The organism is Streptomyces sp. NPDC044061, from assembly GCF_056434305.1.
In genome coordinates, this window is record NZ_JBWKFL010000012.1 from 155252 (window position 1) to 179140 (window position 23889).

The 23889-nt window shown below is 71.7% G+C and carries 23 protein-coding genes and 1 pseudogene; 14 read left to right on the forward strand and 10 right to left on the reverse strand.

Annotated elements, in window-relative coordinates; translation table 11 throughout:
* Nucleotides 1-85: 85 nt before the first annotated feature.
* Complete coding sequence (locus tag AC07CM_RS21000; RefSeq protein ID WP_478877923.1) at nt 86-316, reverse strand: response regulator transcription factor; 231 nt, start codon at nt 314-316, stop codon at nt 86-88.
* Nucleotides 317-451: 135 nt separating this feature from the next.
* A complete protein-coding gene (locus AC07CM_RS21005) occupies nt 452-961 on the reverse strand; it encodes an HAD domain-containing protein (RefSeq protein WP_478877924.1) in 510 nt (169 codons plus the stop codon).
* A 138-nt stretch (nt 962-1099) separates the two neighbouring features.
* On the opposite strand from AC07CM_RS21005, the gene AC07CM_RS21010 reads away from it, so the two are divergent.
* Both AC07CM_RS21010 and AC07CM_RS21015 read left to right on the forward strand, forming a co-directional pair.
* On the forward strand, nt 1100-1651 hold the full coding sequence (locus tag AC07CM_RS21010; RefSeq protein ID WP_478877925.1) for a SigE family RNA polymerase sigma factor: 552 nt from the start codon (nt 1100-1102) through the stop codon (nt 1649-1651).
* Nucleotides 1648-2859: a YncE family protein gene (locus AC07CM_RS21015; protein ID WP_478877926.1), complete on the forward strand. Its 1212-nt coding sequence runs from the start codon at nt 1648-1650 to the stop codon at nt 2857-2859. The genes AC07CM_RS21010 and AC07CM_RS21015 overlap by 4 nt, the downstream gene beginning before the upstream one ends.
* Here the strand turns inward: AC07CM_RS21015 and dapA are convergent.
* Nucleotides 2846-3742, reverse strand: coding sequence for a 4-hydroxy-tetrahydrodipicolinate synthase (gene dapA / locus AC07CM_RS21020; protein ID WP_478877927.1), 897 nt, complete (start codon nt 3740-3742; stop codon nt 2846-2848). The genes AC07CM_RS21015 and dapA overlap by 14 nt on opposite strands.
* Nucleotides 3743-3912: 170 nt before the next feature.
* Here dapA and AC07CM_RS21025 point away from each other — a divergent pair, with 170 nt between their 5' ends.
* The 6 genes from AC07CM_RS21025 to AC07CM_RS21050 all read left to right on the forward strand — a co-directional run bounded on the left by AC07CM_RS21025 (nt 3913) and on the right by AC07CM_RS21050 (nt 7156).
* Nucleotides 3913-4056 (forward strand): hypothetical protein, encoded by a 144-nt coding sequence (locus AC07CM_RS21025; protein WP_478877928.1) that lies wholly within the window; start codon nt 3913-3915, stop codon nt 4054-4056.
* The gene (locus AC07CM_RS21030) at nt 4053-4748 is read left to right on the forward strand and encodes a hypothetical protein (RefSeq protein WP_478877929.1); all 696 of its coding nucleotides are present in this window, start codon (nt 4053-4055) and stop codon (nt 4746-4748) included. The genes AC07CM_RS21025 and AC07CM_RS21030 overlap by 4 nt, the downstream gene beginning before the upstream one ends.
* A 53-nt stretch (nt 4749-4801) precedes the next feature.
* Nucleotides 4802-5221 (forward strand): phage holin family protein, encoded by a 420-nt coding sequence (locus AC07CM_RS21035; RefSeq protein WP_478877930.1) that lies wholly within the window; start codon nt 4802-4804, stop codon nt 5219-5221.
* Nucleotides 5218-5709: a DUF3618 domain-containing protein gene (locus AC07CM_RS21040; RefSeq protein ID WP_478877931.1), complete on the forward strand. Its 492-nt coding sequence runs from the start codon at nt 5218-5220 to the stop codon at nt 5707-5709. Before AC07CM_RS21035 ends, AC07CM_RS21040 begins: the two co-directional genes overlap by 4 nt.
* Nucleotides 5710-5802: 93 nt before the next feature.
* Nucleotides 5803-6405: a helix-turn-helix domain-containing protein gene (locus AC07CM_RS21045; protein WP_478877932.1), complete on the forward strand. Its 603-nt coding sequence runs from the start codon at nt 5803-5805 to the stop codon at nt 6403-6405.
* A gap of 13 nt (nt 6406-6418) precedes the next feature.
* Nucleotides 6419-7156, forward strand: coding sequence for an SRPBCC family protein (locus tag AC07CM_RS21050; protein WP_478877933.1), 738 nt, complete (start codon nt 6419-6421; stop codon nt 7154-7156).
* 6 nt (nt 7157-7162) lie between these two features.
* Here AC07CM_RS21050 and AC07CM_RS21055 read toward each other — a convergent pair whose 3' ends face one another.
* On the reverse strand, nt 7163-8989 hold the full coding sequence (locus AC07CM_RS21055; protein WP_478877934.1) for an endonuclease/exonuclease/phosphatase family protein: 1827 nt from the start codon (nt 8987-8989) through the stop codon (nt 7163-7165).
* A gap of 265 nt (nt 8990-9254) precedes the next feature.
* Between AC07CM_RS21055 and AC07CM_RS21060 the strand changes: the two genes are divergently transcribed.
* The 5 genes from AC07CM_RS21060 to AC07CM_RS21080 all read left to right on the forward strand — a co-directional run bounded on the left by AC07CM_RS21060 (nt 9255) and on the right by AC07CM_RS21080 (nt 16166).
* Complete coding sequence (locus AC07CM_RS21060) at nt 9255-10682, forward strand: hypothetical protein (protein WP_478877935.1); 1428 nt, start codon at nt 9255-9257, stop codon at nt 10680-10682.
* Between the two features lie 184 nt (nt 10683-10866).
* Nucleotides 10867-12312, forward strand: a complete 1446-nt coding sequence (locus tag AC07CM_RS21065) for an alkaline phosphatase PhoX (protein ID WP_478877936.1) — start codon at nt 10867-10869, stop codon at nt 12310-12312.
* Nucleotides 12313-12810: 498 nt separating this feature from the next.
* Nucleotides 12811-14394: a TROVE domain-containing protein gene (locus AC07CM_RS21070; protein ID WP_478877937.1), complete on the forward strand. Its 1584-nt coding sequence runs from the start codon at nt 12811-12813 to the stop codon at nt 14392-14394.
* Nucleotides 14395-14487: 93 nt separating this feature from the next.
* A complete protein-coding gene (locus AC07CM_RS21075; RefSeq protein WP_478877938.1) occupies nt 14488-15135 on the forward strand; it encodes a GntR family transcriptional regulator in 648 nt (215 codons plus the stop codon).
* Nucleotides 15136-15158: 23 nt separating this feature from the next.
* Nucleotides 15159-16166, forward strand: coding sequence for a 1-aminocyclopropane-1-carboxylate deaminase (locus tag AC07CM_RS21080; RefSeq protein ID WP_478877939.1), 1008 nt, complete (start codon nt 15159-15161; stop codon nt 16164-16166).
* 3 nt (nt 16167-16169) lie between these two features.
* Here the strand turns inward: AC07CM_RS21080 and AC07CM_RS21085 are convergent.
* Nucleotides 16170-17616: pseudogene (locus tag AC07CM_RS21085) on the reverse strand (MFS transporter).
* A 153-nt stretch (nt 17617-17769) separates the two neighbouring features.
* Here AC07CM_RS21085 and AC07CM_RS21090 point away from each other — a divergent pair.
* The gene (locus AC07CM_RS21090) at nt 17770-18348 is read left to right on the forward strand and encodes a TetR/AcrR family transcriptional regulator (protein WP_478877940.1); all 579 of its coding nucleotides are present in this window, start codon (nt 17770-17772) and stop codon (nt 18346-18348) included.
* A gap of 48 nt (nt 18349-18396) precedes the next feature.
* Here AC07CM_RS21090 and AC07CM_RS21095 read toward each other — a convergent pair whose 3' ends face one another.
* The 5 genes from AC07CM_RS21095 to AC07CM_RS21115 all read right to left on the reverse strand — a co-directional run bounded on the left by AC07CM_RS21095 (nt 18397) and on the right by AC07CM_RS21115 (nt 23828).
* The gene (locus AC07CM_RS21095) at nt 18397-19611 is read right to left on the reverse strand and encodes a TerD family protein (RefSeq protein WP_478877941.1); all 1215 of its coding nucleotides are present in this window, start codon (nt 19609-19611) and stop codon (nt 18397-18399) included.
* A gap of 83 nt (nt 19612-19694) precedes the next feature.
* Nucleotides 19695-20684, reverse strand: coding sequence for a zinc-dependent alcohol dehydrogenase family protein (locus tag AC07CM_RS21100; protein WP_478877942.1), 990 nt, complete (start codon nt 20682-20684; stop codon nt 19695-19697).
* Nucleotides 20681-21526 (reverse strand): carbohydrate ABC transporter permease, encoded by an 846-nt coding sequence (locus AC07CM_RS21105; protein WP_478877943.1) that lies wholly within the window; start codon nt 21524-21526, stop codon nt 20681-20683. The genes AC07CM_RS21100 and AC07CM_RS21105 overlap by 4 nt, the downstream gene beginning before the upstream one ends.
* Nucleotides 21523-22461, reverse strand: a complete 939-nt coding sequence (locus AC07CM_RS21110; protein ID WP_478877944.1) for a carbohydrate ABC transporter permease — start codon at nt 22459-22461, stop codon at nt 21523-21525. Before AC07CM_RS21110 ends, AC07CM_RS21105 begins: the two co-directional genes overlap by 4 nt.
* Nucleotides 22458-23828 carry an ABC transporter substrate-binding protein gene (locus AC07CM_RS21115; protein WP_478877945.1) on the reverse strand — a complete coding sequence of 457 codons (1371 nt, stop codon included), beginning with the start codon at nt 23826-23828 and terminating at the stop codon, nt 22458-22460. The genes AC07CM_RS21110 and AC07CM_RS21115 overlap by 4 nt, the downstream gene beginning before the upstream one ends.
* Between the last annotated feature and the right edge of the window lie 61 nt (nt 23829-23889).

Consider the following 23889-nt stretch of genomic DNA (forward strand, 5'->3'; position numbering starts at 1 on the left):
AATACCCCCCTAAAACCCAAAAACTGGTGGGGGGGGGGGGGGGCCGGCCTCTCCCCCCCCCCCCCCCCCCGCGATCATTCCTGCCTCACAGCCCCATGGAGATGGCCAGCCGGGTCAGCTCGGCCGTGCTGTTGATGTTGAGCTTGGTGCGGATGCGGCGCAGGTAGGCGTCGACCGTGTGCTTGGAGAGGCCCATGTGGCGGGCGGTCTGCAGGTAGGTGCGGCCGGCGGCGATGTGCTGGAGGGTCTCCCGCTCACGCGGAGCGAGCTCGGGGGCGGTGGCTTCGGCGATCTGCGTGGTGAGGGTGAGGCTCATCGGAAGTCCTTCGGCGGATCGACTCGGTCGTCGCTGCTCGCGTCCTCGAAAGCAGTGGGCAAATGTCCGGTATCGGCTTTTCGCCCTCTTTCTTCGAGTTTGGGCCGGTAACGTCATCGGGCTGTCCGTCGACTGTCACAGGCGTGTCACGAGGCCGCCGATCGCGTTTGCCAGGACCGTGAAGTCCTTCTCGCGCAGGCCGACCCTCGGGTCGACGTGGTGCAGCAGCGCCGGTCCGGCGTGGTGGGCGGCCACATAGGCGGTGTCCGCCGGGCTCTGCTCGTCGTCCACCCAGGCGAAGGGGCGGCCCTCGGCGTACGTCACGATCGCCTCGGTCTTCCAGTGCACCCCGTCCGGCCGCTCGGCGAACAGTCCCTGCCCGAAGTCGACGTACGGCAGCTCGGGCAGACCGATGACCGGCGCGATCCAGCGGTTGGCCGCCGCCATCCAGGTCGTCGCCCAGCACAGGTCGTAGCCGAGCGCCAGCAGCGCCGGACCGTGGGACGGGTTCAGCCAGACCAGCAGGGGGCGGCCGGGCAGCAGGGACGCCCTGATGGTCGTATAGCCCTCGGGGCGGCGTTCCGGCTGGGCCGCGTACGGGTTGAGGGGGCCGTCGACGTCCAGGAACAGCAGGGGGCGGCTCACGGGGTCACCGTACGGCAGCGGGGCCGTGCGAGCCCCGGAAATTTCCTGCGCCGGGCAGGCATAGCCGCGCTCCGGCTCGCGCGTCACCAGGGATACAGGGCCCGGACACCAGGTCGGCCCGGGGAAGAGAAGGTGACGATGGATGCCCAAGCGGAGGAGAGTTTCCGGGAGTTCGTGGCCGGTCGGTCCTCGGCCCTGCTGAAGACCGCCGTGCTGCTGAGTGGCGGGGATCGGCACGCGGCCGAGGACCTGCTGCAGAACGCGCTGGTGAAGGCGGCCGGGCGATGGCAGGGGATCGACGAACCGGAAGCCTACGTCCGGCGGATCCTGTACCGGCAGCAGATCAGCCGCTGGCGGCTGAAGTGGCCGCGGCGGGAGGTCACGGTCGCCGAGCTGCCGGACGCCGCGACCGCCCCGGACGCCTCTGGTGCCGCCGAGCTGCGGCTCGTGCTGCGGACCGCGCTGTCCCGGCTCACCGCGCGCCAGCGCACCGTGCTGGTGCTGCGCTATTTCGAGGACCTGCCCGAGGCCGACGTGGCCCGGCTGCTGGGCTGCTCGGTCGGCACCGTACGGTCCACCACCCACCGCTCCCTGGCCCGGCTGCGCACGCTCGCACCGGAGCTGGCCGCGGTCGACGGAGCCGATCTGCAGCCGGCCCGTGACTTCTCGCCCGTGGAGGTGCGTCCGTGAACGTCGAGGAACTGATGCGCGCCTCCCTGCAGGAGATGGCGGGGCAGACGCGGCCGGCGGCCGCGAACCTCGCCGACCGGGTGCTGATGCTGCGCCGCAGGCGCCGCACCCGCCGGATCGCCGCAGCCGCCGTCGGCACCGCGGCCGTGGTCGCCGTCGCGGTGGGCGTGCCGATGCTGGACGGCGGTGGGCGGGACGTGCGTCCGGCCGCTGTCACGGACGGCCGGGTCGTGGCCCACGCCGACCAGTCGCCGCCGCGCGACCTGATCGGCGCGGGAGATGCCGTCATGGCCGGCTACAGCACGCAGAAGGCAGTGAAGCAGCCGAACAAGGATCAGATCATCACGCGTACCTACCGGCTGCTGGACCCCGACACCGGCACCTACGGGAAGGACGACCGCTGGGCCCTCGTGGCCGTCGCGCCGGGCGCCCGCACGGCCGCCGTGCTGGAGCGGGAGTTGCCCGCCTCCCGGGTGGGTCTGCTGGACATGGCCAGCGGCAGGGTCGAGCGGTGGATCCCGGTGCCGCAGGGCGCCGGCGGGGCGGCCTTCTCGCCCGACGGGACCAGACTGGTCGTCACCACCTACGCCAAGAACCCCGACCGCGCCTTCTGGAGCAAGCGGATCCCGGTGAACGACACGATCGAGCCCCAGCAGGTGCCGAGCCGGACCGGGTTCACGCTGGTCGACGTCGCCTCGGGAGCGGGGCAGTGGCACAAGCTGCCGTACGGGAAGGGCAAGGATGACTGGGCACTCAACGCACGCACGGATCTGGAGTTCAGTCACGACGGGAAGTACCTCTGGGAACCCCTGAGCACCGACCCGGGCCGCAAGTACCACGCCCTCGACGGCACGGACGTGCCGACGCCTGCGACCGAGGCGCATGTGCCCCCGTACGTCGAGGCCGGCCTCTCGCCCGACGGGAAGTACGCGGCCGGCGACTTCGCCGGGCAGGGCGACGAGATCGCCTCCGCCATCGACGATCCCGTCTCCGGCAGGCGCGTCACCAAGGTGCCCGGTCAGCAGCTGCTGGCCTGGGCCGACGGCAAGCGGCTGATCGCCTGGGGCATCGGCGGCGACGGCAACGAGTTCCACCAGCGGCTGGTCCTCGTCACCGTCGGCAGCCAGAAGGTGCGGCCCCTCAGCGGCTTCCGCTCGCCGAAGGACAACACCGGCGGCCGCTGGGAGCCGTTGTTCACGACCCGCTGACCAGCTCCTCGTACCGCGCCAGCAGCCCGTCGGCCCTCTCCCGGCCGGCGGGCAGCAGGGGAGCGCGCACCGGGCCCGCGGGCAGGCCGAGTTCGGCCAGCAGCGCCTTGGCGGTGACGGTGCCCGGCAGGCCCGCGCCCATCATCGCCTCGACCAACGGCGTCGCCCGCAGCTGGAGTTCGGTGGCGCGGCCGGTGTCACCCGCGTCGAAGGCGTCCAGGACGGCGGCGATGTGGCCCGGTACGGCGTTGGCGACCGTGCTCACACAGCCGGCCGCGCCCACCGCGTACAGCGCGAGGACGTGCTCGTCACAGCCCGCGTAGTACGCCAACTCCGTGTGCGCCAGCACCTTCTGGACGCCGAGGAAATCGTATGAGCAGTCCTTGACCGCCACGATCCCCGGGTGCTCGGCGAGGCGGATCATCGTCTCCGGTTCGATCCGGGTGCCGGTGCGACCCGGGATGTCGTAGAGCATCACCGGCAGGCCGCTCGCGTCGGCGACCTCGCGGAAGTGCGCCTCCACCGCCTCCTGCGGGGGCCTGCTGTAGTACGGGGTCACCACCAGCACCCCGTCCGCGCCCGCCTTCCCGGCCGCCAGGGCGAGCTCGATCGTGTGCCGGGTGTCGGCGGTCCCGACGCCCGCGACCAGACGGACCCGGTCGCCGACCGCCTCCCGGACGGCCCCGACCAGGTCCGCCTTCTCCGTGTCCGTGGTGGTCGGCGACTCGCCCGTGGTGCCGTTCAGCACCAGGCCGTCGCAGCCCTCGGCCACCAGCCGGCCGGCCAGCCGCCGGGCCCCCTCCAGGTCGAGCGCGCCCGACTCGGTGAACGGGGTGATCATCGCGCAGAGCGTACGGCCGAAGGGCTTGCGTCGGTTCGTCATACGAGTAGTCTCGGCACGACCATGGTGAAGCTCTACTTAATTCTTCTATAGAGTATTGATAAGTATTGCTGAGATGTTGGGTGGACGGCCGAAGGTGCTGTGTCCAACCAGTCCGTTCATGGGTCACTATGGGGGCCGGACGGTCATCGACGTCGGTCATGGGAGGCACCATGAAGCTCGGCAAGGCACTGGCCACCGGAGTCGCCGAGGAGCGGCCACTCGTCCGCGAGGAGGAGCCGCGGCTCCCCGAGGAGATCACCCGCACCGCACCGGCCGAACCGCCGGCCCGCGAAGAGGTACCGGCGGCCCGATGAGGCTGCGGCTCCCGGTGGAACGCCCGACGGAGCCGCCGACCGGACACAAGATCGCCCACCCGGTGCTGTCCCAGGACGGCACCCGGGCCGGGTTCACCGGTGTGTCCCTGGGCGGCGCGCTGCCGTACGGCGTGCTCGCCGACGCCTCGTGCGTCTACGGGCGCCGCCACCGTCCGCCCGCGCGCCTGTGCGACTGCGGCTTCCACTGCGTGCACGACCGCACGGCCGCCGAGGCGCTGCTGTGCACGGCGGAGCACCGGAGCGCGATCCTGCTCGAAGTCTCCGTGCTCGGCGCCTACATCCGCTTCGAGCGCGGTTACCGCTACGCACGGCAGCGTGTACGCACGGCGACGGTCGGCCCGTGCGCCTGCGGTGCCACCGCCGCCGCGCTCGCCGACGCGGGCTGGGGCAGACCCGGCTGGCAGGCCCTCGCCCCCGCGTGCGGGGGGTGCGCGGGCGGGCGTACGTCCGTCTCGCTCGCCGGATTCGCCCGGCTGGCCGGGGAGGGCCTGCGGGTGGTCGCGGGGAGTGGCGCCGGGGCCGTCCCGTCCGCCGAGTTGGCCGCCGCCGGGGACCTGGGTGTCCCCGAACTCGTCGCCGAAGCAGCCCTGTTGCAGGCCCGGCTGGACTGGTTCCAGACCCAACTCGCACGGCTCGGCGACCGCGGGGCCGGGGGAGCGGAGCACGGCTAACGGCTCCGGGCCGGGGTACCCGGATGTTCCGTACAGAGAGGAGGCGGAACACCGTGACCGTGACCCAGCACGCACGGCCCGCGGCCGACGGGCACCCCTCCACGGGTGAACTCGTCGGTCGGGCCACCGAACAGCTCTCCCGGCTCCTGCGGCAGGAGGTCACCCTCGCCAAGGAGGAGCTGACCGAGAAGGGGCGCCGGGCCGGACGCGGCGGCGGGCTGCTGGGCGCCGCGGGCGCCGTCGGATACGTCGGCCTGATCGTCCTGGCCGGCGCGGCCACCGCCGCACTCTCCCTGACCCTGCCCGTGTGGGCGGCGGCGCTGATCGTCGCCGCGGTCTTCTTCGCCGTGGCCGGTCTGCTGGCCGCGTCGGGGCGCGCCCAGCTGCGCCGTGCCGCCCCGCCCACACCCGAGGAGACGCTCGGCAGCGTCAGGGCGGACGTCGACGCGATCAGGGAAGGGGCACATCGATGACGCACAGGATCCCGCACGGCTCGGGCGCCAAGGGGCCCGACGAGCTGCGACGCCAGATCGAGCACACCAGGAGCCAGCTCGGCGACACCGTCGCGCAGTTGGTGGACAAGGCCGATGTGAAGGGCCGGGCCCGCGCCCGGGCCGCCGACCTGAAGGACAAGGCCGGTGCCATGACCGTCCAGCTGCGCGCGAGTGCCCGGCACGCCGGCCACGCCGTGCAGGACCGGGCGACCCACGCCGGCCACGCCGTCCAGGACCGGGCGACGCACGCCGGCCACGCCCTTCAGGACCGGGCGACCCACGCGGGGCACGCCGTACAGGACCGGGCCGCGCGGGCGGGCCACTCCGCCGAGGGGAACGTCCCGCAGCCCCTGCGCGGAGCGCTGCGCACGGGCATGCGCCACCCGGGGCCGATCCTCGCCGTGGGCGTGCTGGGCGCCGCCGCCGTGGCGGCGGGCATCGCCTGGCGCAGGCAGCACCACCACTGACCGCGGCACCCGCTCGGCGCGGGCTGGCCCCACCCTCTCACCGAAAATTCTGTCCGTCTGGACAAAAAAAGTTTTCGGTGGGAGGGTGGACGCATGCTGGACGTGACCGTGATCGAGGACCCCGAGGCAGCGGCCGTATCGCTCGACCCGATACGGGCCCGGCTGCTCGCCGAGCTGGCCGCCGCGCCCGCGTCGGCCGCGATGCTGGCCGGCCGGGTCGGCCTGCCCAGGCAGAAGGTGAACTACCACCTCAAGGCGCTGGAGCGGCACGGCCTGGTCGAACTGGCCGGGGAGCGCCGCAAGGGCAATGTCACCGAGAGGCTGATGCGCGCCACCGCCGCGTCGTACGTCATCTCGCCGGCCGCCCTGCCCGCCGTGCAGCCGGACCCGGACCGCTTCCGCGACCAGCTCTCCGCGCGCTGGCTGCTCGCGCTCGGCGCCCGCCTGGTGCGGGACGTCGGCGCGCTGATCACCGGTGCCACCAGGGCCCGCAAGCCGCTGGCGACCTATGCCCTGGACGGCGAGGTCCGCTTCGCCTCCGCCGCCGACCGCGCGGCCTTCGTGCAGGAGCTGACGGCGGGCGTGAGCGCCCTGATGCGCAAGTACGACGCCCCCGACAGCGAGGGCGGCCGCGACCACCGGATCGTCGTCGCCCTCCACCCCACGGTCAAGGACCAGCCCCCCGTCGAAAGCTGAGCAGGAGCCCGCCATGTCCAAGGAATTCGAGATCGTCCGCGAGTTCGAGGTCGACGCCCCGCCGGAGAAGGTGTGGGACGCGATCACCACCGGCACCGGTGGCTACCTGTGGCCGATGGACCCGCCCGAGCCCCGCGAGGGCGGCCAGGGGCCCTTCGGCTCCACCGTCACCGCCTGGGACCCGCCCCACCGCTACACCAACCGCAGCGAGGACGTCGGCTTCCCGGTCCAGTCCGTCAACCAGCTCGACTACACCATCGAGCCCCGCGACGAGGGGCGCCGCGCCTGGGTGCGCTACGTGCACAGCGGCATCTTCACCGACGACTGGAACAACCAGTACGACGGCGCGAGCAAGCACACCAACTTCTATCTGCACACCCTGTGCGAGTACCTCACGCACTTCGCGCCCCGCCCGGTCGCCTTCGCCCAGGTGGACGGACCCGCGGCCTCGCAGTCGCCACGGGCGCTCGCCGCCGCCGCACGGGCGCTCGGCCTCGCGGACGACACGGCCGCGGGCTCGAAGGTGAGCGTCCAGGGCCCGGGTGGCAAGGCCCTGGACGCCGTGCTCGACTACCGCAACCCGTACTTCGTCGGGCTGCGCACCGACCACGCCCTCATCCGCTTCTTCGGGCGCGGTCACTGGGGCGCCCCGCTCGGCGTCAGCGTGCACGACTTCGCGCCGGACGCCGACGCCGAGGCGAACGGAACCGCCTGGCAGGACTGGCTGAACGGCGTGTTCAGCCGGCCCTGAGGCGAGTTACGGGCGGAACCGCAGGACCTGCGGGTCGTGGTCGCTGATCTGGTCGTTGAACTCCGAGTTGATGTGCACGCTGTCGTACTCGAAGTCGCAGCCGCGCCGGATCGCCGGGCTGATCAGGATCTGGTCCAGGACCTGCTCGTTGCCCTGGTAGTCATAGCTGTAACGCTGGCTGCGGGGCAGCGACTTGATCGCCGACCACAGCTCGCCGTCGCCCTCGAGGATCTGCGCGGTCTCGGAGAACTCGAAGTCGTTCATGTCGCCGAGGGCGATGACGTCCGCGTTCTTCTGCGCGGACAGGATGTCCTTGACGAACGCGTTCACCTCGGTCGCCTGTGCGTGGCGCTGGATCTCCGAGCTGCGCACCGGCGGCTGGTACTGCGCCGTCAGACCCTGGTCGCCACCCTTGGAGTTGAGGTGGTTGCCGATCACGAAGACGGTCTTGCCGCGGAAGACGAACTCGCCGACCAGCGGCTTGCGGCTGTTGGCCCAGGCGGCGTTCGCCGGGTCGATGCGGCCCGGGGAGGCCGTCAGCTGCGCCTTGCCGTGCACCTTGGTGACCTCGACCGCGGTGGTCGAGTCGCCGCCGGCGCGGTCCACGAAGGACACCCGCTCGGGGTTGAACAGGAAGACCTGGCGGATGTTGCCGCCGGGCTCGCCGCCGTCCTGGTCGTTGACCGGGTTGATCGACCGCCAGTCGTACTTCGGGCCGCCCGCGGCGACGATCGCGTCGATCAGCTTGTTCACGGTCCCGCTCGCGTCGACCGTGCCGTCGTCCTTGGCGCCGTTGTTGTCCTGGATCTCCTCCAGGGACACGATGTCGGGCGACTGCAGGTTGTTCACGATCGCGGCGGCGTGCTTGTCGAAGGTGGCGTCCGTCGGGTCGAGGTTCTCGACGTTGTAGGTCGCCACCGCCAGCTCGCCGCGCGACTGCTGCTGCGTCGTCTCGCGCTCCAGGCCACCGCTCTTCAGCGTGCCGAGCTCGCTCGCGACCAGGGTGTAGCCGCCGAACTGGTTGAAGTCCAGCGGGCCCGTGGTGGTGCCCTCGAGGGTGTCGCCGACATTCGCCTTCGGGAAGTCGGCGGTCGAGCCCAGCGACTGGATCTGCAGCCGGCCGGTGTTCTGGGAGTCGTAGGAGCCGTACACCGTGCCGCCGCGGCGGTTGCGGTGCTCCCACGGCTTCACCGTGACCCACAGCTCGCTGTAGGGGTCGGTGGCGGTGACCACGCGGGTGTCGGCGACCTGGACGTTCATGCCCTCCAGGGACTCGTAGTAGTCCAGGGCGTACTTCGACGGGTCCAGGGTCAGGCCGTTGACGGAGCCGGCCGCGGCCGTGTCGCCGGCCGGGGCGTACGCGTCCGGCACCGAGGCCTCGTCGATCACGGCGGGCGCCGGGACCGCGTTGCCGGTGGAGACGGTGGTGACGGTCGGCTTGGTCAGCTCCGTCAGCGACTGGTTGCCGCTGGAGGCGCCGCCCGGGACGTACTCGGACACGGTGCCGGTGACCGTGACGGAGTCACCCACCGCGACCTTCGGGGTGGAGCTGGTGAAGACGAACACGCCCTCACTGGTGGCCGGGTTGTCGTCCGGGGTCGGATCCTGGATCCAGAAGCCCCTGGACGAGCCGTAGGTGCGCGTGGCCGTGACGATGCCGGGCACGTCCGTGACCTTCTGACCCGCGAACGGTGATATTCGCGTGGTGCCCTGGATGTCGTGGATGCGCACCGAGTCGGCGTGCGCGGGCAAGGTGAGGACGACGGTCGACGCGGCGGAACAGACGGCGGCGACGGTGAGCGCGGCGAGGCGCGCGGAAGACCTGCTCGGCAAGGGATCCCTCCGGGGACGTGACGATGCGCCGGGACGAGGGTGGAACGGGAGCGTGCCGGGCTCGTAGCCCTGCGTGACACGCATAGAGCCGAGTGAACAGTTGTCCCCCCAACTTCTACGCGCGTCAATCTCCTGCCTAGCGCCGGGAGTTGTCAAGGTTTCGGCCATGTACGCCCGCCGGCCGGGAGATGAACCGGGCGGCATGGGTGGAAATCCGTCTACGCTGAGCGGTTGAGTACGTTCACGGTCCAAGGAGAACCAGCCGATGTCAGACAGCTCCCCCCTGCCGCCCGTACGGCTGCACCCCGAAGCGGAGCTGGCGCGCGCCGCGCTGTCCACGCCGTTGCTCTCCCGCGCCGCCCGCCTCGCCCGCTGGGCCGGACCCGGGACCCGCGTGGACGCCGGCGGCGGCCTGGTCGAGGAGCAGCTTCCGGCCGCCGCCGAGGTGCTCGGGCTGAGCGGGGACGACGCCGCCGCCCACGCCGCCGAGGCATGGCGGGTGGCCCTCGACGCCGGACTGGTCGAGATCACCGACGAGGAGGCCGGGACGGTGACGGCCGGCGAGGAACTGGCGCTGCTCACCGGCGCCTCCCCGCACGACGTGCTCACCGTGTGGCTCAGCGCGCTGGAGACCGTCGTCGCCGACGCGAGCGTGCCCGACCTGGACGGTCTCGTCGAGGCCATGGACGCGGGCGGCGAGGTCGATTTCTCGTCACTCGACTGGGACCCGGAGGCCGAGGCCGAGTTCCTCGACGGCGTCCTCGGCAACCTCTACCTGCTGACGGTCAGTGAGGACGGCCCCGGCGAGGCGCCGGTGCCGCTGCCCGCCCTCGCCGCCTCGATGATCGTCCCCAGCGACATGGGCGAGCCCACCGACGACGTCCTGGAACAGGTCTCCGACGCCATGATGCGCCTCGACGACCAGTTCCGGACGCTGGAGCCGGTCGGACTCGTGGAGTACCGGCCGGTGGACGAGGCGCTCATGGCGGACGCCGACGAGGAGCCCGCGGCGCCCGTGGACGACACCGACGTCGCCCGCTACGGCATGGTCCGGCTGACCCCGCTCGGCGCGTACGGGCTGCGGGCCCGGCTGCTGGAGGCCGGGTTCGAGGCCCCCGCGGTCGGTGAACTCGCCGACAAGGGCGCGGACGCGCTGCTCGACGGCACCGCCCGCTTCGGTCAGTCCGCCGCTCGGGCCGAGACCGAGCAGTGGCTGGCCCGGCGTGACATCCTCGCGGCCGCCAGGGAGTTGCTCGCGGCGGCACGGGGCGCCGATGCCGGTGCGCCGCTGCGCAGGCTGCGCTGCCAGCAGGCGCTGTCCCTGGTCGGTGCGGAGGCCGAGCCGGCGCTGCGGGAGGTGCTGGACGATCCCGAACTGGGCGGACTCGCCCGGGTGTGGCTGAGCGAGCGCGGCGCCGCCGGCGTACCGGCGCCGACCCAGGAGCTGGTGTTCTGGCTGACCGTGGACACGGTGGCCGCACAGCTGGCGGCCGAGGGCAACTCCGACGAACTCCAGGCATTGGTGGAGGGCCTGGCCGCGCAGCACAGCGGCTTCTTCGCCGCGGCCTGGCGGGTGGACCATCCGGCGACCGCGGACGTCCTGGAGGCGATGGGACGGCTGCACCCGGACAAGAGGGTGGCCAAGGAAGCGAGGAAGGCGGCTTTCAAGGCGCGCTCCGCGCAGGGCGGCTGAGCACCCGCGGGAGCGAAACATGGCCGGTGCTTTTGTTGGCCATGGGGCAGTGCATACGGATTCATGGAACAGGGGCCTTCGAAGTAGCCCGGCGTTCAACTCCCGTTCAGAGGCGGGCGGGAGCGTGTGCGCCGAACAGAGGCCCCCCACCCTCCACGGCACGCCCACCGTCACAGGAGACACCATGTCGCTCAGCCGCAGGGACTTCGCCAGAAAATCCGCGATCACCGGTGCCGGGGTCGCACTGGCGGGCAGCGTCGGCGCCCTCGCCACCGCACCGAACGCTCTGGCCGCCACGGACATCGAGAGCACGGACGGCGAGTCGGCGCACGGGCACCACGGGGTCGGCTACGGGCCGCTGATCCCCGATCCGGACGGCATCCTCGCCCTGCCCGAGGGCTTCTCCTACGAGATCATCACCTACAGCGGCAGGACCAGGCTGGAGTCGGGCGAGTTCACCCCGTCCAACCACGACGGCACCTCCACCTTCGACGGCCCGCGCGGCGCCACCCTCCTCGTCAACAACCACGAGCTGAAGGGCCCGCGCGCCGGCTGGAAGTACCCGGTGCCGCTCACCGAGGGCCTGGTCTACGACCCCGCCGCCGCCGGTGGCTGCACGGTCGTCGAGGTGCGCCGCGACCACGTCGCCGAGTGGGTCGGCATCGCCGGCACCTCCACCAACTGCGCGGGCGGCAACACCCCGTGGGGCACCTGGCTGACCTGCGAGGAGACCGAGGACAAGGCCGGCCAGAACGGCATGACCAAGGACCACGGCTACGTCTTCGAGGTCGACCCCGAGGACCGCCGGGCCAACCGCGAGCCCAAGCCGATCAAGGCGCTCGGCCGCTACGCCCACGAGGCCGTCGTAGTCGACCCCAAGCGCGGCCACCTCTTCCTCACCGAGGACGCGGCCGGACCCAACGGCCTGCTCTACCGCTGGACCCCGCCGGAGGGCTTCCGCCACGGCCGCGGCAAGCTGCGCACCCTCGCCGACGACGCGGGCGTCCTGCAGGCCTTCAAGTGCTTCGACTCCGGCGGCAAGTTCGTGGACGACCTCTCCCGCGCCACGAAGATCGGCACCGTGTACGGCGTCGACTGGGTGGACGTCCCCGACCGTGACGCCAAGGCCGTCTCGACCCGCAAGCAGTTCACCGGCGGCCAGATCACCCGCGCCCGCAAGCTCGAGGGCATGTGGTGGGGCGACGGCGGCACGTACATCGTCTCCTCCTTCGCCCGCGAGGAGAGCCCCGTCCAGCACGACGGCCAGGTCTGGTTCTACGACCCCAAGCGCCGCACCCTCACCCTGAAGGTCCTGCTCGGCGTGAACCCCGATCCCTCCGCCGACGGCGCCTTCGACGGCCCCGACAACATCACCGTCTCCCCGTACGGCGGCCTGGTCATAGCCGAGGACGGCGAGGGCGTGCAGCACCTGTTCGGCGCGACCGAGCGCGGCCGCACCTACCCCATCGCCCGCAACGAGCTGAACATCGGCACCGCGGAGAAGCCCGAGTACAGCGAGTTCACCGGCGTCACCTTCTCCCCCGACGGCCGCACCCTGTTCGCCAACATCCAGGACCCGGGCATCATGCTGGCCATCACCGGCCCGTGGAAGCGGCAGAAGTGCGACTGACGGTCGCCCGGTAATTAATTCGCTCGCCCGTCCCGCGGCTCCCCTCCTAGAGTGATCCATGTCCAGGTGCGAAGGCAGGACCTACTTCCACTCTTAATGGGGAGGCCGCGGGTTCGAATCCCGCCACCGGCTCCAACAGGCCGGTGTAGCTCAGGGGCAGAGCACCAACCGTCGGTTCCGCCGGCCTCGATCTCTGGACACCGAAAACTTCATGCACCTCCCGGTGCGCGGGTCACGGCTACTTCTTTCGCAAAGAGAATCCCCGCCGTGGCCGACTTGATCTCGGGAGGCGCAGCACTGGGTGGGTGTCCGGTGCGCAGGCAGCGGTTACTTCATTGGATCAGAAGGCTGCGGGTTCGACTCCCGTCATCGACTTCGGGTCGGTGTAGCTCAATGGATAGAGCATCTGACTAAAGTCCGCAGCCGACTCCTGATCTCGGACACCCTCCTTTTGTCGCGCCTCCCTCCGAAATGCAAACGAATTCGGGGGAATTCATCATGGCGCGATTCAACACGCGTACCGCCAAGGCGCAGCCGAAGTCGGCGGTGACGTCGACGGGCCGCATCCTGCGTACCTACGAGGGCGGCCGGGGCCAGGAGCGCGACCCGCGCTCGGAGCTGTTCCTGCTCGCCGTCTCCAACTTCGTCTCGCAGGACACCTTCTACGAGGGCGGTGCGGACCGCGACGACCGGTTCACCCGCCTCGTGCGCGACCTCGCCGTCAGCGACCCGGACTGGACGGCCGGTCTGCTCGGCTGGCTGCGCGGCGAGGGCAACATGCGGACGGCCTCGATCGTGGGCGCCGCCGAGTACGTGCACGCCCGGCTCGCGGCGGGCGCGACCGACGGCCCGCCGAACCGGCAGGTCGTGGACTCGGTGCTCCAGCGCCCGGACGAGCCCGGCGAGCTGCTCGCGTACTGGACCGCGACGTACGGCCGCGCCATTCCCAAGCCCGTCAAGCGCGGCGTCGCCGATGCCGTAGGACGGCTGTACCACGCCCGGTCGCTGCTGAAGTACGACACCGCGTCCAAGGGCTTCCGCTTCGGCGACATCCTCAACCTGGTGCACGCGGCACCGGACCCGGACAAACCGTGGCAGGGCGAGCTGTTCCGGTACGCGCTCGACCGCCGGCACAACCCGGACACCGCAGTGCCGCCCGCGTCGCTCGCGGCGCTCGTCTCGCACCGCGAGCTGATGGCGCTGCCCGTCGAGGAGCGGCGGGCGGTCGTCACCGCGCCCGACGGCGTCGAGCGGCTGGCGGCGGCCGGCATCACCTGGGAGGCGCTGGCCGGCTGGCTGCAGGGCCCGATGGACAAGGCGGCCTGGGAGGCCGTGATCCCCTCCATGGGGCCGATGGCGCTGGTCCGCAACCTGCGGAACTTCGACGAGGCGGGTGTCTCGGACGAGGTCGCCGCCCGGGTCGCGGCGAAGATCAGCGACCCGGAGCAGGTGGCGCGCTCGCGGCAGTTCCCCTTCCGCTATCTGGCCGCCCACCGGCACGCGCCGTCGCTGCGCTGGTCCTACCCGCTGGAGCGGGCGCTCGGCCACTCGCTGGCCAACGTGCCCGCGCTGCCGGGCCGGACGCTGGTGCTGGTCGACCGCTCGGGCTCGATGTTCTGGTCGCCGGTGTCCGAGCGCTCGCAGCTCACCCGGGCCGACGCGGCGGCGATCTTCGGCACCGCGCTCGCGCTGCGGGCCGCGGACGCCGACCTGGTGCAGTTCGGCACGACCAGCGCCAAGGTGAAGTTCCGCAAGGGCGAGTCGGTGCTGAAGATCCTGGAGCGCTTCGGCGACCTGGGCGGCACCGACACCACCGAGGCGGTGCGCCGGCACTACCGGAAGCACGACCGGGTGCTGATCGTCACCGACGAGCAGTACGCCCCGCACCACCAGGGCGACCCGACCTCGCAGATCCCGGCCCACATCCCGGTCTACACCTGGAACCTGGAGGGCTACCGGGCGGGCCACGGCCCGTCGGGCACGGCGAACAGGCACACCTTCGGAGGCCTGTCGGACTCGGCCTTCCGGATGGTGCCGCTGCTCGAGGGGGCGAGGAACGCCGACTGGCCGTGGCAGGCCTGAACCACGGTCGGCCCTGATCGTGGCCCGCACTTCTACGGGGGGTGCGGGCCGCACCCTTGTCCGCGAGGGTTCTGATATCTAACATTTCAGTTTGTGGAGACGCTACGACCCCTTACCCGCACCCTGCTCCGGGACCGCGCCTACGCCGCGATCCGGGACGCCATCGTGGCCGGGGAGATCGAGCCCGGTGCGGTGGTGCGGGACGCCGACCTCGCCGAGCGGCTCGGGCTGTCCCGCGCGCCCGTGCGCGAGGCGTTCGCGCGGCTCGTGGACGAGGGGCTGCTGGAGAGCAAGCCGCAGAGCTACACCCGGGTGACCCCGCTCGTCGCCGCCGACGTACGGGACGCGGCGGCCGTGGTCGGCGCCATGCACGAGCTGGTCACCCGGGTCGCCGTCCCCCGGCTGCGGGACGCGGACCTCGCGGACATGCGCGCCGCCAACGACCGGTTCGCCGCCGCCGTACGCGCCGGTGACGTCGACGAGGCCCTGCGCGCCGACGACGAGCTGCACGACGTACTGGTCCGGGTGAGCGGCAACCGCGCGGCCGCGGCGACCGTCGCCCGCTACACCCCGCTCATCCGCCGCCTGGAACGGCAGCGCTTCGGTGAGGGCGGCTCGTGCCGCTCGGCCGGGCTGCACGGGCGGCTGATCGAGGCCTGTGCCGACGGTGACGTGGACGGTGCCGTCCGGGTCACGGCCGACATCTGGCGCACTCTCGCAGACCTGGCCGACCCCGACTGACCACGCCCGCCCCAGGAGGTCCCGTGTCCCTGTCTTCCTACGCCCGCTATCCGCTGCTGCTCGGCCCCTCCCCGGTGCACCCCCTGGAACGCCTGACCGCCCACCTCGGCGGTGCCTCCCTGTGGGCCAAGCGGGAGGACTGCAACTCCGGGATCGCCTACGGCGGGAACAAGACCCGCAAGCTGGAGTACCTCGTCGCCGACGCGCTCGCACAGGGCTGCGACACGCTCGTCTCGATCGGCGGGGTGCAGTCCAACCACACCCGCCAGGTCGCCGCCGTCGCCGCCCGCGCCGGGCTGAAGTGCGTGCTGGTGCAGGAGAGCTGGGTGGAGTGGCCGGACTCCGTGTACGACAAGGTCGGCAACATCCTGATCAGCCGGCTCGCCGGGGCTGAAGTGCGGCTGGTGCGAGCCGGGTTCGGGATCGGGTTCAAGGAGAGCTGGGAGCGGGCGCTCAGGGACGTCGAGGAGTCCGGCGGCAAGCCGTACGCCATCCCGGCGGGCGCCTCCGACCACCCGCTCGGCGGCCTCGGGTTCGCCCGGTGGGCGTACGAGGTCGCCGAGCAGGAGCGCGAGTCGGGCGTCTTCTTCGACACGGTGATCGTGTGCTCGGTGACCGGGTCCACCCAGGCGGGCATGGTCGCCGGGTTCCAGGCGCTTCGGGAGGCGGGTGGCCGGCCGCGCCGGGTGCTCGGGATCGACGCCTCGGCCGAGCCCGCCCGCACCCGTGAGCAGATCGCCCGGATCGCCCGCGCCACGGGCCGGCTGATCGGCGTGGAGGGGGAGTTGACCGTCGAGCTGGACGAGAGGTACCACGCGGGGACCTACGGCGTCCCGGACGAGTCCACCCTGGAGGCCATGCGGCTCGCCGCGCGGACCGAGGGCATGGTCACCGATCCCGTCTACGAGGGGAAGTCGATGGCCGGGCTCGTCGACCTCGTCCGGCGCGGCGAGATCGGCGCGGACTCGACCGTGCTGTACGCGCACCTCGGCGGACAGCCCGCGCTCAACGCCTACAGCGCCCTGTTCTAGGCCCTAGGCGGACTCGCGCCGGCCGGTGATCACCGTCGCCGCCACGGCGAGCGCGGCCAGGGCGATCAGCGCGCCGGCGCCGAAGGCGCGGGAGGCCCCATGGGTGAGGACGGCGCCCGGCGCTCCGGTGGTGTGCCTGGCCGCCGCGCCGTACACGGTGACCAGGACGGACAGTCCGACGGTGCCGCCCATCCACTGCAGCGTCTGCAGCAGTCCGGAGGCCGCTCCCGCCTCCCGGGGTTCGACGGCGGCCAGGATGGTCGCGTTGAGCGGCATGAAGCTCAGGCCCACGCCCAGCCCCAACAGCAGCAGCGGGCCGAGCAGTCCGGCCGCGTAGCCGTCCCCGGGACCCAGTCGCCACAGCCACCCGGTGCCCGTGGCGACCAGCGTGATCCCGGTCAGCAGCACCGGCTTGGCGCCGAACCCGGGCGAGCAGACGGGGCACCAGCCGTACCACCGTGAACATCACCAGGGTCAGGGGCAGGAAGGCGAGGCCCGAGCGCAACGGGCTGTAGCCCAGGACCTGCTGGCAGATGAGGGTGAGGAAGTAGAAGGCGCCGAACATGCCCGCGGGCAGCAGCAGGATGCTCGCGTAACCGCCGGCCCGGTCGCGGTCGGCGAACAGCCGCAGTGGCATGACGGGCTGTTCGGCCCGGGCCTCGACGAGCGCGAAGGCGGCCAGCAGCGCGGCCGCCGCACCGAAGCCGAGCAGCGCCCGGGTGTCGCTCCAGCCCGCGTCCGAGACCCGGATGAACGCGTACACGAGGGAGGTGGTCCCGGCCGTGCCCGTCAGCGCGCCGCCGAGGTCGAAGCGGCCGGCGTGGCGCGGGGTCTCGGTGACGAAGCGGGGCAGGGCGAGGACGAGACCGAGGCCGATGGGCACGTTGATGAGCAGGGCCCAGCGCCAGGAGGCCCAGGAGGTGAGCAGGCCGCCGAGGACCAGGCCGACCGAGCCGCCGATGCCGGCCATGGAGGAGTACACGCTCAGGGCGTGGTGACGGCGGGGTCCCTCGGGGAAGTTGGTGGTGATCAGGGCGAGGGTGCTGGGGGCGATGAGAGCGCCGCCGAGGCCCTGGAGCGCGCGGGCGGCGAGCAGCCAGCCGCTCTCGGTGGCGAGGCCGCCGAGCAGTGAGGACAGGGCGAACAGCGCCGCGCCGGCGGCCAGCGTGCGGCGGCGGCCGAGGATGTCTCCGACGCGTCCACCGAGCAGCAGCAGGCCGCCGAAGGCGAGCGTGTAGGCGTTGAGCACCCAGGACAGGCCGGTGCGGCTGAAGTGCAGGCCCCGGGCGATGTCGGGCAGCGCCACGTTGACGACGGTGGAGTCGACGCCGACCATCAGGTAGGCGGTGACGATGACGAGGAGGGTGGTGCCGAGGCGCGCGGGAGGCGAGGGCGCGAAGGTGGTGCCGACGGTGGCGGACGGGCTGGACGGGCTGGACGGGGCGGACATGGTGTTCTCCCGGTCTGGGCGTCCCCGGGCGCGGCGGCGCACACGGGCAGGGCGGAGCGGACTGCCCGGAGCACACGGCGATAAGCGGGGACTGTCTCCGTTTAGTGCTCGATAAGATACGGAGAGGGTCCCCGGTTTGCAAGGAGTAGTTGGATGACGCAGGTCAGGCCCATGCGCGCGGACGCTCGGCGCAACTACGAGCGGTTGCTGAAGGTGGCGGCCGACGCCTTTGCCGAGCATGGGGAGAGCGCGTCGCTCGACGACATCGCGAAGCGGGCGGGCGTCGGCTCGGGCACGCTCTACCGGCACTTCCCGACCCGGCAGGCGCTGCTGGAGGCGGCGTACGTGGACCGGATCGAGGCGCTCGGGACGCGGGCCGACGAGCTGGCGGAGGAGCTGCCGCCGGGTGAGGCGCTGACGGAGTGGCTGAACGAACTGTGCGTCGCCACGATCCAGGTGCGGGGGCTGAAGTCCCTGCTGGGCTCGGCGGTCACGGACGGCAGCTCGGCCGCGCTGACGGCGTGCGGCACGTCGGTGAAGGGCGCGGCGACCCGGTTGGTGGAGGCGGCCCAGGCGGAGGGGGTGCTGCGGGCCGATCTGGAGCCGATCGAGGTGCTGCGGCTGGCCCACGGGGTGGCGACGGCCTCGGAACTGGCGAACGGGCAGGGGCGGGAGATCCGCCGGTACCTGGCGCTGCTGAGGGAGGGGCTGCGGCCGGGCGGGAACCGATGACGGGGCGCCCCCTGGGAACGGGGGCGCCGAGGAACGCCGTACGACCGCCTACAGAGCCCGGGACCCCGGCTCCACCATGTTCCTCACCGTGCGGGCCTTCACGAACTCGCCCATCGCCGTCATCTCCCACTCACCGGAGAACTGCCGGATGAGCTTGGCCATCATCACGCCCGTCTGCGGCTCGGCGTTGGTGAGGTCGAAACGGACCAGCTCCTCTCCGGAGGCGGCGTCCAGCAGACGGCAGTAGGCCTTGGCGACCTCGGTGAACTTCTGCCCGGAGAAGGAGTTGACCGTGAAGACCAGGCCGGTGACCTCCTGGGGGAGACGGCCGAGGTCGACCGTGATCACCTCGTCGTCGCCCCCGCCCTCGCCGGTGAGGTTGTCACCGGAGTGCTTGATCGCGCCGTTCAGGATCGTCAGCTTGCCGAAGTAGCAGCTGTCGACGGCGTTGCGCTGCGGACCGTAGGCGATGACCGAGGCGTCCAGGTCGATGTCCTTGCCGCGGAACGCGGGCTCCCAGCCGAGGCCCATCTGCACCAGGGAGAGCAGCGGGCGGCCGCCCTTGACCAGGGACACGGTCTGGTTCTTCTGCAGGCTGACCCGGCCCTTGTCCAGGTTGATCTTGCCGGTGCCGGGCGCCGGAGCCGGCGGGGCGGCCGGGGCGACCGGGGCGACCGGGGCGACCGGGGCGGGCGGTGCCACCGGGGCCTGCGCGGCGGGCGCCGGCGGGGCGGCCGGCTGCTGCGGCGGGGCCGCGGGCGCGGCGGCGGGCTCCTCCACCGTCACGCCGAAGTCCGTCGCGATGCCCGCCAGTCCGTCGGCGTACCCCTGGCCGACGGCGCGGGCCTTCCACTGGCCGTTGCGGCGGTAGATCTCCACGACGACCAGCGCCGTCTCCGTGCCGAGCCGAGGCGGAGTGAACGTGGCCAGGACCGGGCCGCCGTCCGCCTCCCGGATCGTGGCCGTCGGCTCGATCCCCTGGAAGGTCTGGCCGGCCGCGTCCGGGCTGGCCGTGACCACGATCTTCTCGACGTCCGGCGGCACGGCGGCGGTGTCGACCGTGATCGCGTCGGGCGTCGCACCGCCACCGGACCGGTAGGTCACGCCCGGTCCGGTGGGCTGGTTGTAGAAGATGAAGTCGTCGTCGGAGCGCACCTTGCCGTCGGCGGTGAGCAGCAGGCCCGACACGTCGAGCCGCACCGGCGCGGAGACGTCCACCGTCACGCGGGCGGCCGACAGAGGGATGTTCGAGCCTGGGGTCATAGCTGTCATGACTGGGGTAACGAACGACACCGCTTTACCGTTCCCTTACCGACGCCCGGACGGCCGACCGCTCCCCGGCCGGCTCAGGGCACCACCACGATCTTGCGCCCCACCCCAGCCGCGAACTGCTCCAGGGCCTGCGGGTACCGCTCCAGCGGGATCCGGTCGCTGATGAACACCTCCGGGTCCAGCACCCCGCCCGCGAACAGCTCGGCCGCCCGTTCGAAGCTGTGCAGCACGGCCATGGAGCCGGTGATCGTGATCTCCTGGTTGTAGATCCGGTACGGGTCGATCGTCACGCGGGTCGCGTAGTCGGCCACCCCGAACTGCAGGAACGTACCGGCCTTGGCCACCCGGTCCAGGCCGTCCTGGATCGCCGCCGCGTTGCCGGTCGCGTCGACGACGACGTCCCAGCCCTGCGGACGGTCCAGTTCGTCCGCGTTCGCGGCGGACGCCGAGACGCCGAGCCTGCGGGCGGTCTCCAGGCGGGCCGAGTTGACGTCCACCACGTCCACGCTCGCCGCGCCGGTGCGCTTGGCCAGCTCCAGCATCATCAGGCCCATGGTCCCGGAACCGTAGATCAGGACGTGCGCGCCGAGGCGGGAGTTGAGCACGTCGTAGCCGCGCACCGCGCAGGACAGCGGCTCCACCAGGGCCGCGTCCTCGGTGCGCACGTGCTCGGGCAGCTTCACGCAGTTCGCCACGGGAGCCACCGCGTACCGGGCCGCCCCGCCCGCCGTCGTCACGCCGATCGCGGCCCACCGCTCGCACAGGTTGTTGTGGCCGGTACGGCAGTGGCGGCACTCGTAGCAGTACAGGGAGGGGTCCACGGCGACCCGGTCGCCGACCGCGATCTCGGTGACCTGGGTGCCGACCCCGACCACCTCGCCCGCGAACTCGTGTCCGGGGACGATCGGCAGCTTGGGCGCGAACTCGCCCTGGAGGATGTGCAGGTCCGTGCCGCACAGGCCGCAGGCGGCGACCTCGACGACCACCTCGCGCGGTCCCGGCGTCGGGTCCGGGACCTCGGTGACGACGGCGCGGCCCACGGACTCGATGACGGCGGCCTTCATTTCACGGCTCCCAATGACAGGCCCTGGACCAGCTTGTCCTGGGCGGCGAACCCCGCGGCGAGCACCGGCAGGGAGATGACGAGCGACGCGGCGCACACCTTGGCCAGGAACAGGCCCTGGCTGGTGATGAAGCCGGTCAGGAAGACGGGGGCGGTCTCGGCGACCACGCCCGTCAGGACTCGGGCGAAGAGCAGTTCGTTCCAGCTGAAGATGAAGCAGATCAGGGCGGTCGCGGCGATGCCGGGCAGGGCGATCGGGGCCACCACGCGCGCGAGGATCACCGGCAGCCGGGCGCCGTCCACCCGCGCCGCCTCGATGACGGCCACCGGCACCTCGGCCAGGAAGGACTGCATCATCCACACCGCGATCGGCAGGTTCATGGACGTGTAGAGGACGACCAGCAGCCAGATGTTGTCGAGCATCTGGGCGTTCTTGGCGAACAGATAGATCGGCAGCAGGCCCGCGACGACCGGCAGCATCTTCGTGGACAGGAAGAAGAACAGGACGTTCGTCCACTTGCGCACCGGCCGGATCGACAGCGCGTAGGCCGCCGGGAGGGCGAGCAGCAGCACGCACACCGTCGACAGCACGGACGCCACCGTGGAGTTGATCAGCGCCGGCCACGGGCTCGCCCCGCCGCCGGTGCCGAAGAACTCCCGGTAGCCGTCCAGGGTCAGGGAGGCGGTGAAGGACGGCGGGTTGGTCGCCGCGTCCGACTCGGAGTGGAAGGACGTCAGGGCCATCCACGCGACGGGCAGGAAGAAGACGATGCCGGCCAGCCAGGCCACCAGGCCGAGGCCGGTTCCTCTGCGCACCCTGTGCTTGACGACGGTTGCGCTCATGCGCGGGACACCTCCTCGCGGAACAGGGACGACACCACGCGCAGGGCGAAGGTCGCGATGACGATCGAGCCGATGACCACCAGGACGCCCGCGGCCGAGGCGAGGCCGTTCTCGTGGGCCTGGTAGAAGCTCTGGTAGACGGTGTAGGGCAGGTTGGCGGTGCCGAGGCCGCCGGAGGTGATCGTGAACACCGCGTCGAAGTTCTGCACGATGTAGATCGAGCCCAGCAGGGCGCCGAGTTCGAGGTAGCGGCGCAGATGGGGCAGGGTGAGGTGGCGGAAGATCTGCCAGTCGCTCGCGCCGTCGACCCGTGCGGCCTCGATCTGCTGCTGGTCCCGGCTCTGCAGTCCGGCCAGCAGGATCAGCATCATGAACGGCGTCCACTGCCACACCAGGGAGGCCTCGACCGCGAGCAGCGGGGTCTTCGAGATCCAGTCCGGCTGTGGGCCGCCCACATAGTGCAACAGCCCATTGAGCAGACCGTATTCGGGGTTGTAGAGCACATGCTTCCAGAGCAGGGCCGCGGCCACGGGCACCACCAGGAAGGGCGCGATCAGCAGGGTGCGCACGACGCCCCGGCCGCGGAACCTGCGATCCAGCAGCAGTGCCAGCGCCAGGCCGAGGACCAGGCTGGCCAGCACCACCGCCGCCGTGAGCAGCACGGTCGTCCACACCGAGTGGCGCAGGTCCGCGTCGGTCAGCACCTGGCGGTAGTTGTCGAGGCCGGTGAAGCGGCGGGCCTTGGGGTAGAGGGCGTTCCAGTCGAAGAAGGAGATCACCAGCGTGGCCACGAACGGCAGCTGGGTCACCACGATCATGAAGACCAGGGCCGGCAGGAGCGGGGCCCGGGTGGCCCAGGCGCGCAGCCGGGCCGAGGGCTGTTTCACCGCCCGTACGGAGGCGGTCGCGAGGGGAGCCGTCGTCGTCGCTGTCATCGTCCCTCGTACTCCTTGGAGATCTTCTCGGCGAGCTGCTGGGACTTCCTCAGGGCCGAGTCGACGGACTGGCGTCCGGCGATGGCCGCGCTGATCTCCTGGGAGACCTTGGTGCCGAGGTCGGTGAACTCGGGGATGCCGACGAACTGGATGCCGGGAGCGGGGCGCGGCTGCACGCCGGGGTCGTTCGGGCGGGCGCTCTCGATCGCCTCCTTCGTCATCTCCTGGAAGGCGGCGGCCGACCTGCGGTAGTCGGCGTTCGTGTAGGTCGAGGCCCGCTTGCCCGCCGGGACGTTCGGCCAGCCGCTGGTCTGACCGACCAGTTGCTCGTACCCCTTGCTCGACGCCCAGGAGACGAACTTCCAGGCCTTGTCGGGGTTGCGGGAGGCCTTCTGGATCCCCCAGGCCCAGGTGTAGAGCCAGCCGGAGGAGCCGGTCTTCTCCACCGGCGCGGGGGCGTAGCCGAGCTTTCCCCTGACCGGGGACTTGGCCGACTCCAGCAGACCGGCCGCGGACGTGGCGTCGTACCACATGGCGACCTTGCCCTGGGTCATGTCGTTGAGGCACTCGGCGAAGCCGGACTGGGCCGCGCCGGACTCGCCGTGAGCACGGACCAGATCGACATAGAACTTTGTCGCCTTCTCGAACTCGGGGGAGTCCAGACGCGCCTTCCAGCCCTTGTCGAACCAGGTCCCGCCGAAGGTGTTCACCACGGTGGTGAGCGGTGCCATCAGCTCGCCCCAGCCGGGCAGCCCGCGCAGGCAGATGCCCTTCATGCCGGGCCGCGCGCCGTCCGCCTTCGCGGCGAGGTCCGCGACCTGCTGCCAGGTCGGGCGGGCCGGCATGGTCAGGCCCTTCGCCTCGAACACGTCCTTGCGGTACATCAGGAAGGACGACTCGCCGTAGAAGGGCTGCCCGTAGAGCCTGCCGTCGTCGCCGGTCAGGGACTGCCGCATCGGCTTCAGCACGTCCTGCTCGTCGTACGACCGGTCCTCGGCGACGTACCGGTCCATGTCGTGCAGCCAGCCGTTGCGGGCGTAGATCGGTATCTCGTAGTTGGACAGGGTGGCCACGTCGTACTGGCCGGCCTGGTTGGCGAAGTCCTGGCTGATCTTGTCGCGGACGTCGTTCTCGGGCAGGACCGTGAAGTTGACCTTGATGCCGGTCTCCTTCGTGAAGTGGGCGGCGGTCAGCTTCTGCAGCTCGGTCATCTGGGGGTTGTTGACCATCAGCACATTGATGGAGTCGCCGCCGGAACCGGTCCCGCCCGCACCGACCCAGCAGCCGGAGAGCAGCGGGGCGAGCAGCGTCCCTGCGGCGGCCATGGCGAGCGTGGCTCGCGGCCTCCGTCGGCTCGGGGTGCGCATGAATCGCTCCTGGATGTATCGGGATATAAAGGGCAAAATTCGGTGTGAACGGGCCCCGCGA

What these genes read in the sequence shown, in the direction of transcription:
- AC07CM_RS21045 (WP_478877932.1), top strand. Translation starts at nt 5,803, where the DNA reads ATGCTGGACGTGACCGTGATCGAGGACCCCGAGGCAGCGGCCGTATCG.
- AC07CM_RS21030 (WP_478877929.1), top strand. Translation starts at nt 4,053, where the DNA reads ATGAGGCTGCGGCTCCCGGTGGAACGCCCGACGGAGCCGCCGACCGGA.
- AC07CM_RS21105 (WP_478877943.1), bottom strand. Translation starts at nt 21,526, where the DNA reads ATGAGCGCAACCGTCGTCAAGCACAGGGTGCGCAGAGGAACCGGCCTC.
- dapA (WP_478877927.1), bottom strand. Translation starts at nt 3,742, where the DNA reads ATGACGAACCGACGCAAGCCCTTCGGCCGTACGCTCTGCGCGATGATC.
- AC07CM_RS21040 (WP_478877931.1), top strand. Translation starts at nt 5,218, where the DNA reads ATGACGCACAGGATCCCGCACGGCTCGGGCGCCAAGGGGCCCGACGAG.
- AC07CM_RS21100 (WP_478877942.1), bottom strand. Translation starts at nt 20,684, where the DNA reads ATGAAGGCCGCCGTCATCGAGTCCGTGGGCCGCGCCGTCGTCACCGAG.
- AC07CM_RS21025 (WP_478877928.1), top strand. Translation starts at nt 3,913, where the DNA reads ATGAAGCTCGGCAAGGCACTGGCCACCGGAGTCGCCGAGGAGCGGCCA.
- AC07CM_RS21095 (WP_478877941.1), bottom strand. Translation starts at nt 19,611, where the DNA reads ATGACCCCAGGCTCGAACATCCCTCTGTCGGCCGCCCGCGTGACGGTG.
- AC07CM_RS21050 (WP_478877933.1), top strand. Translation starts at nt 6,419, where the DNA reads ATGTCCAAGGAATTCGAGATCGTCCGCGAGTTCGAGGTCGACGCCCCG.
- AC07CM_RS21070 (WP_478877937.1), top strand. Translation starts at nt 12,811, where the DNA reads ATGGCGCGATTCAACACGCGTACCGCCAAGGCGCAGCCGAAGTCGGCG.
- AC07CM_RS21060 (WP_478877935.1), top strand. Translation starts at nt 9,255, where the DNA reads ATGTCAGACAGCTCCCCCCTGCCGCCCGTACGGCTGCACCCCGAAGCG.
- AC07CM_RS21000 (WP_478877923.1), bottom strand. Translation starts at nt 316, where the DNA reads ATGAGCCTCACCCTCACCACGCAGATCGCCGAAGCCACCGCCCCCGAG.
- AC07CM_RS21090 (WP_478877940.1), top strand. Translation starts at nt 17,770, where the DNA reads ATGACGCAGGTCAGGCCCATGCGCGCGGACGCTCGGCGCAACTACGAG.
- AC07CM_RS21115 (WP_478877945.1), bottom strand. Translation starts at nt 23,828, where the DNA reads ATGCGCACCCCGAGCCGACGGAGGCCGCGAGCCACGCTCGCCATGGCC.
- AC07CM_RS21010 (WP_478877925.1), top strand. Translation starts at nt 1,100, where the DNA reads ATGGATGCCCAAGCGGAGGAGAGTTTCCGGGAGTTCGTGGCCGGTCGG.
- AC07CM_RS21065 (WP_478877936.1), top strand. Translation starts at nt 10,867, where the DNA reads ATGTCGCTCAGCCGCAGGGACTTCGCCAGAAAATCCGCGATCACCGGT.
- AC07CM_RS21110 (WP_478877944.1), bottom strand. Translation starts at nt 22,461, where the DNA reads ATGACAGCGACGACGACGGCTCCCCTCGCGACCGCCTCCGTACGGGCG.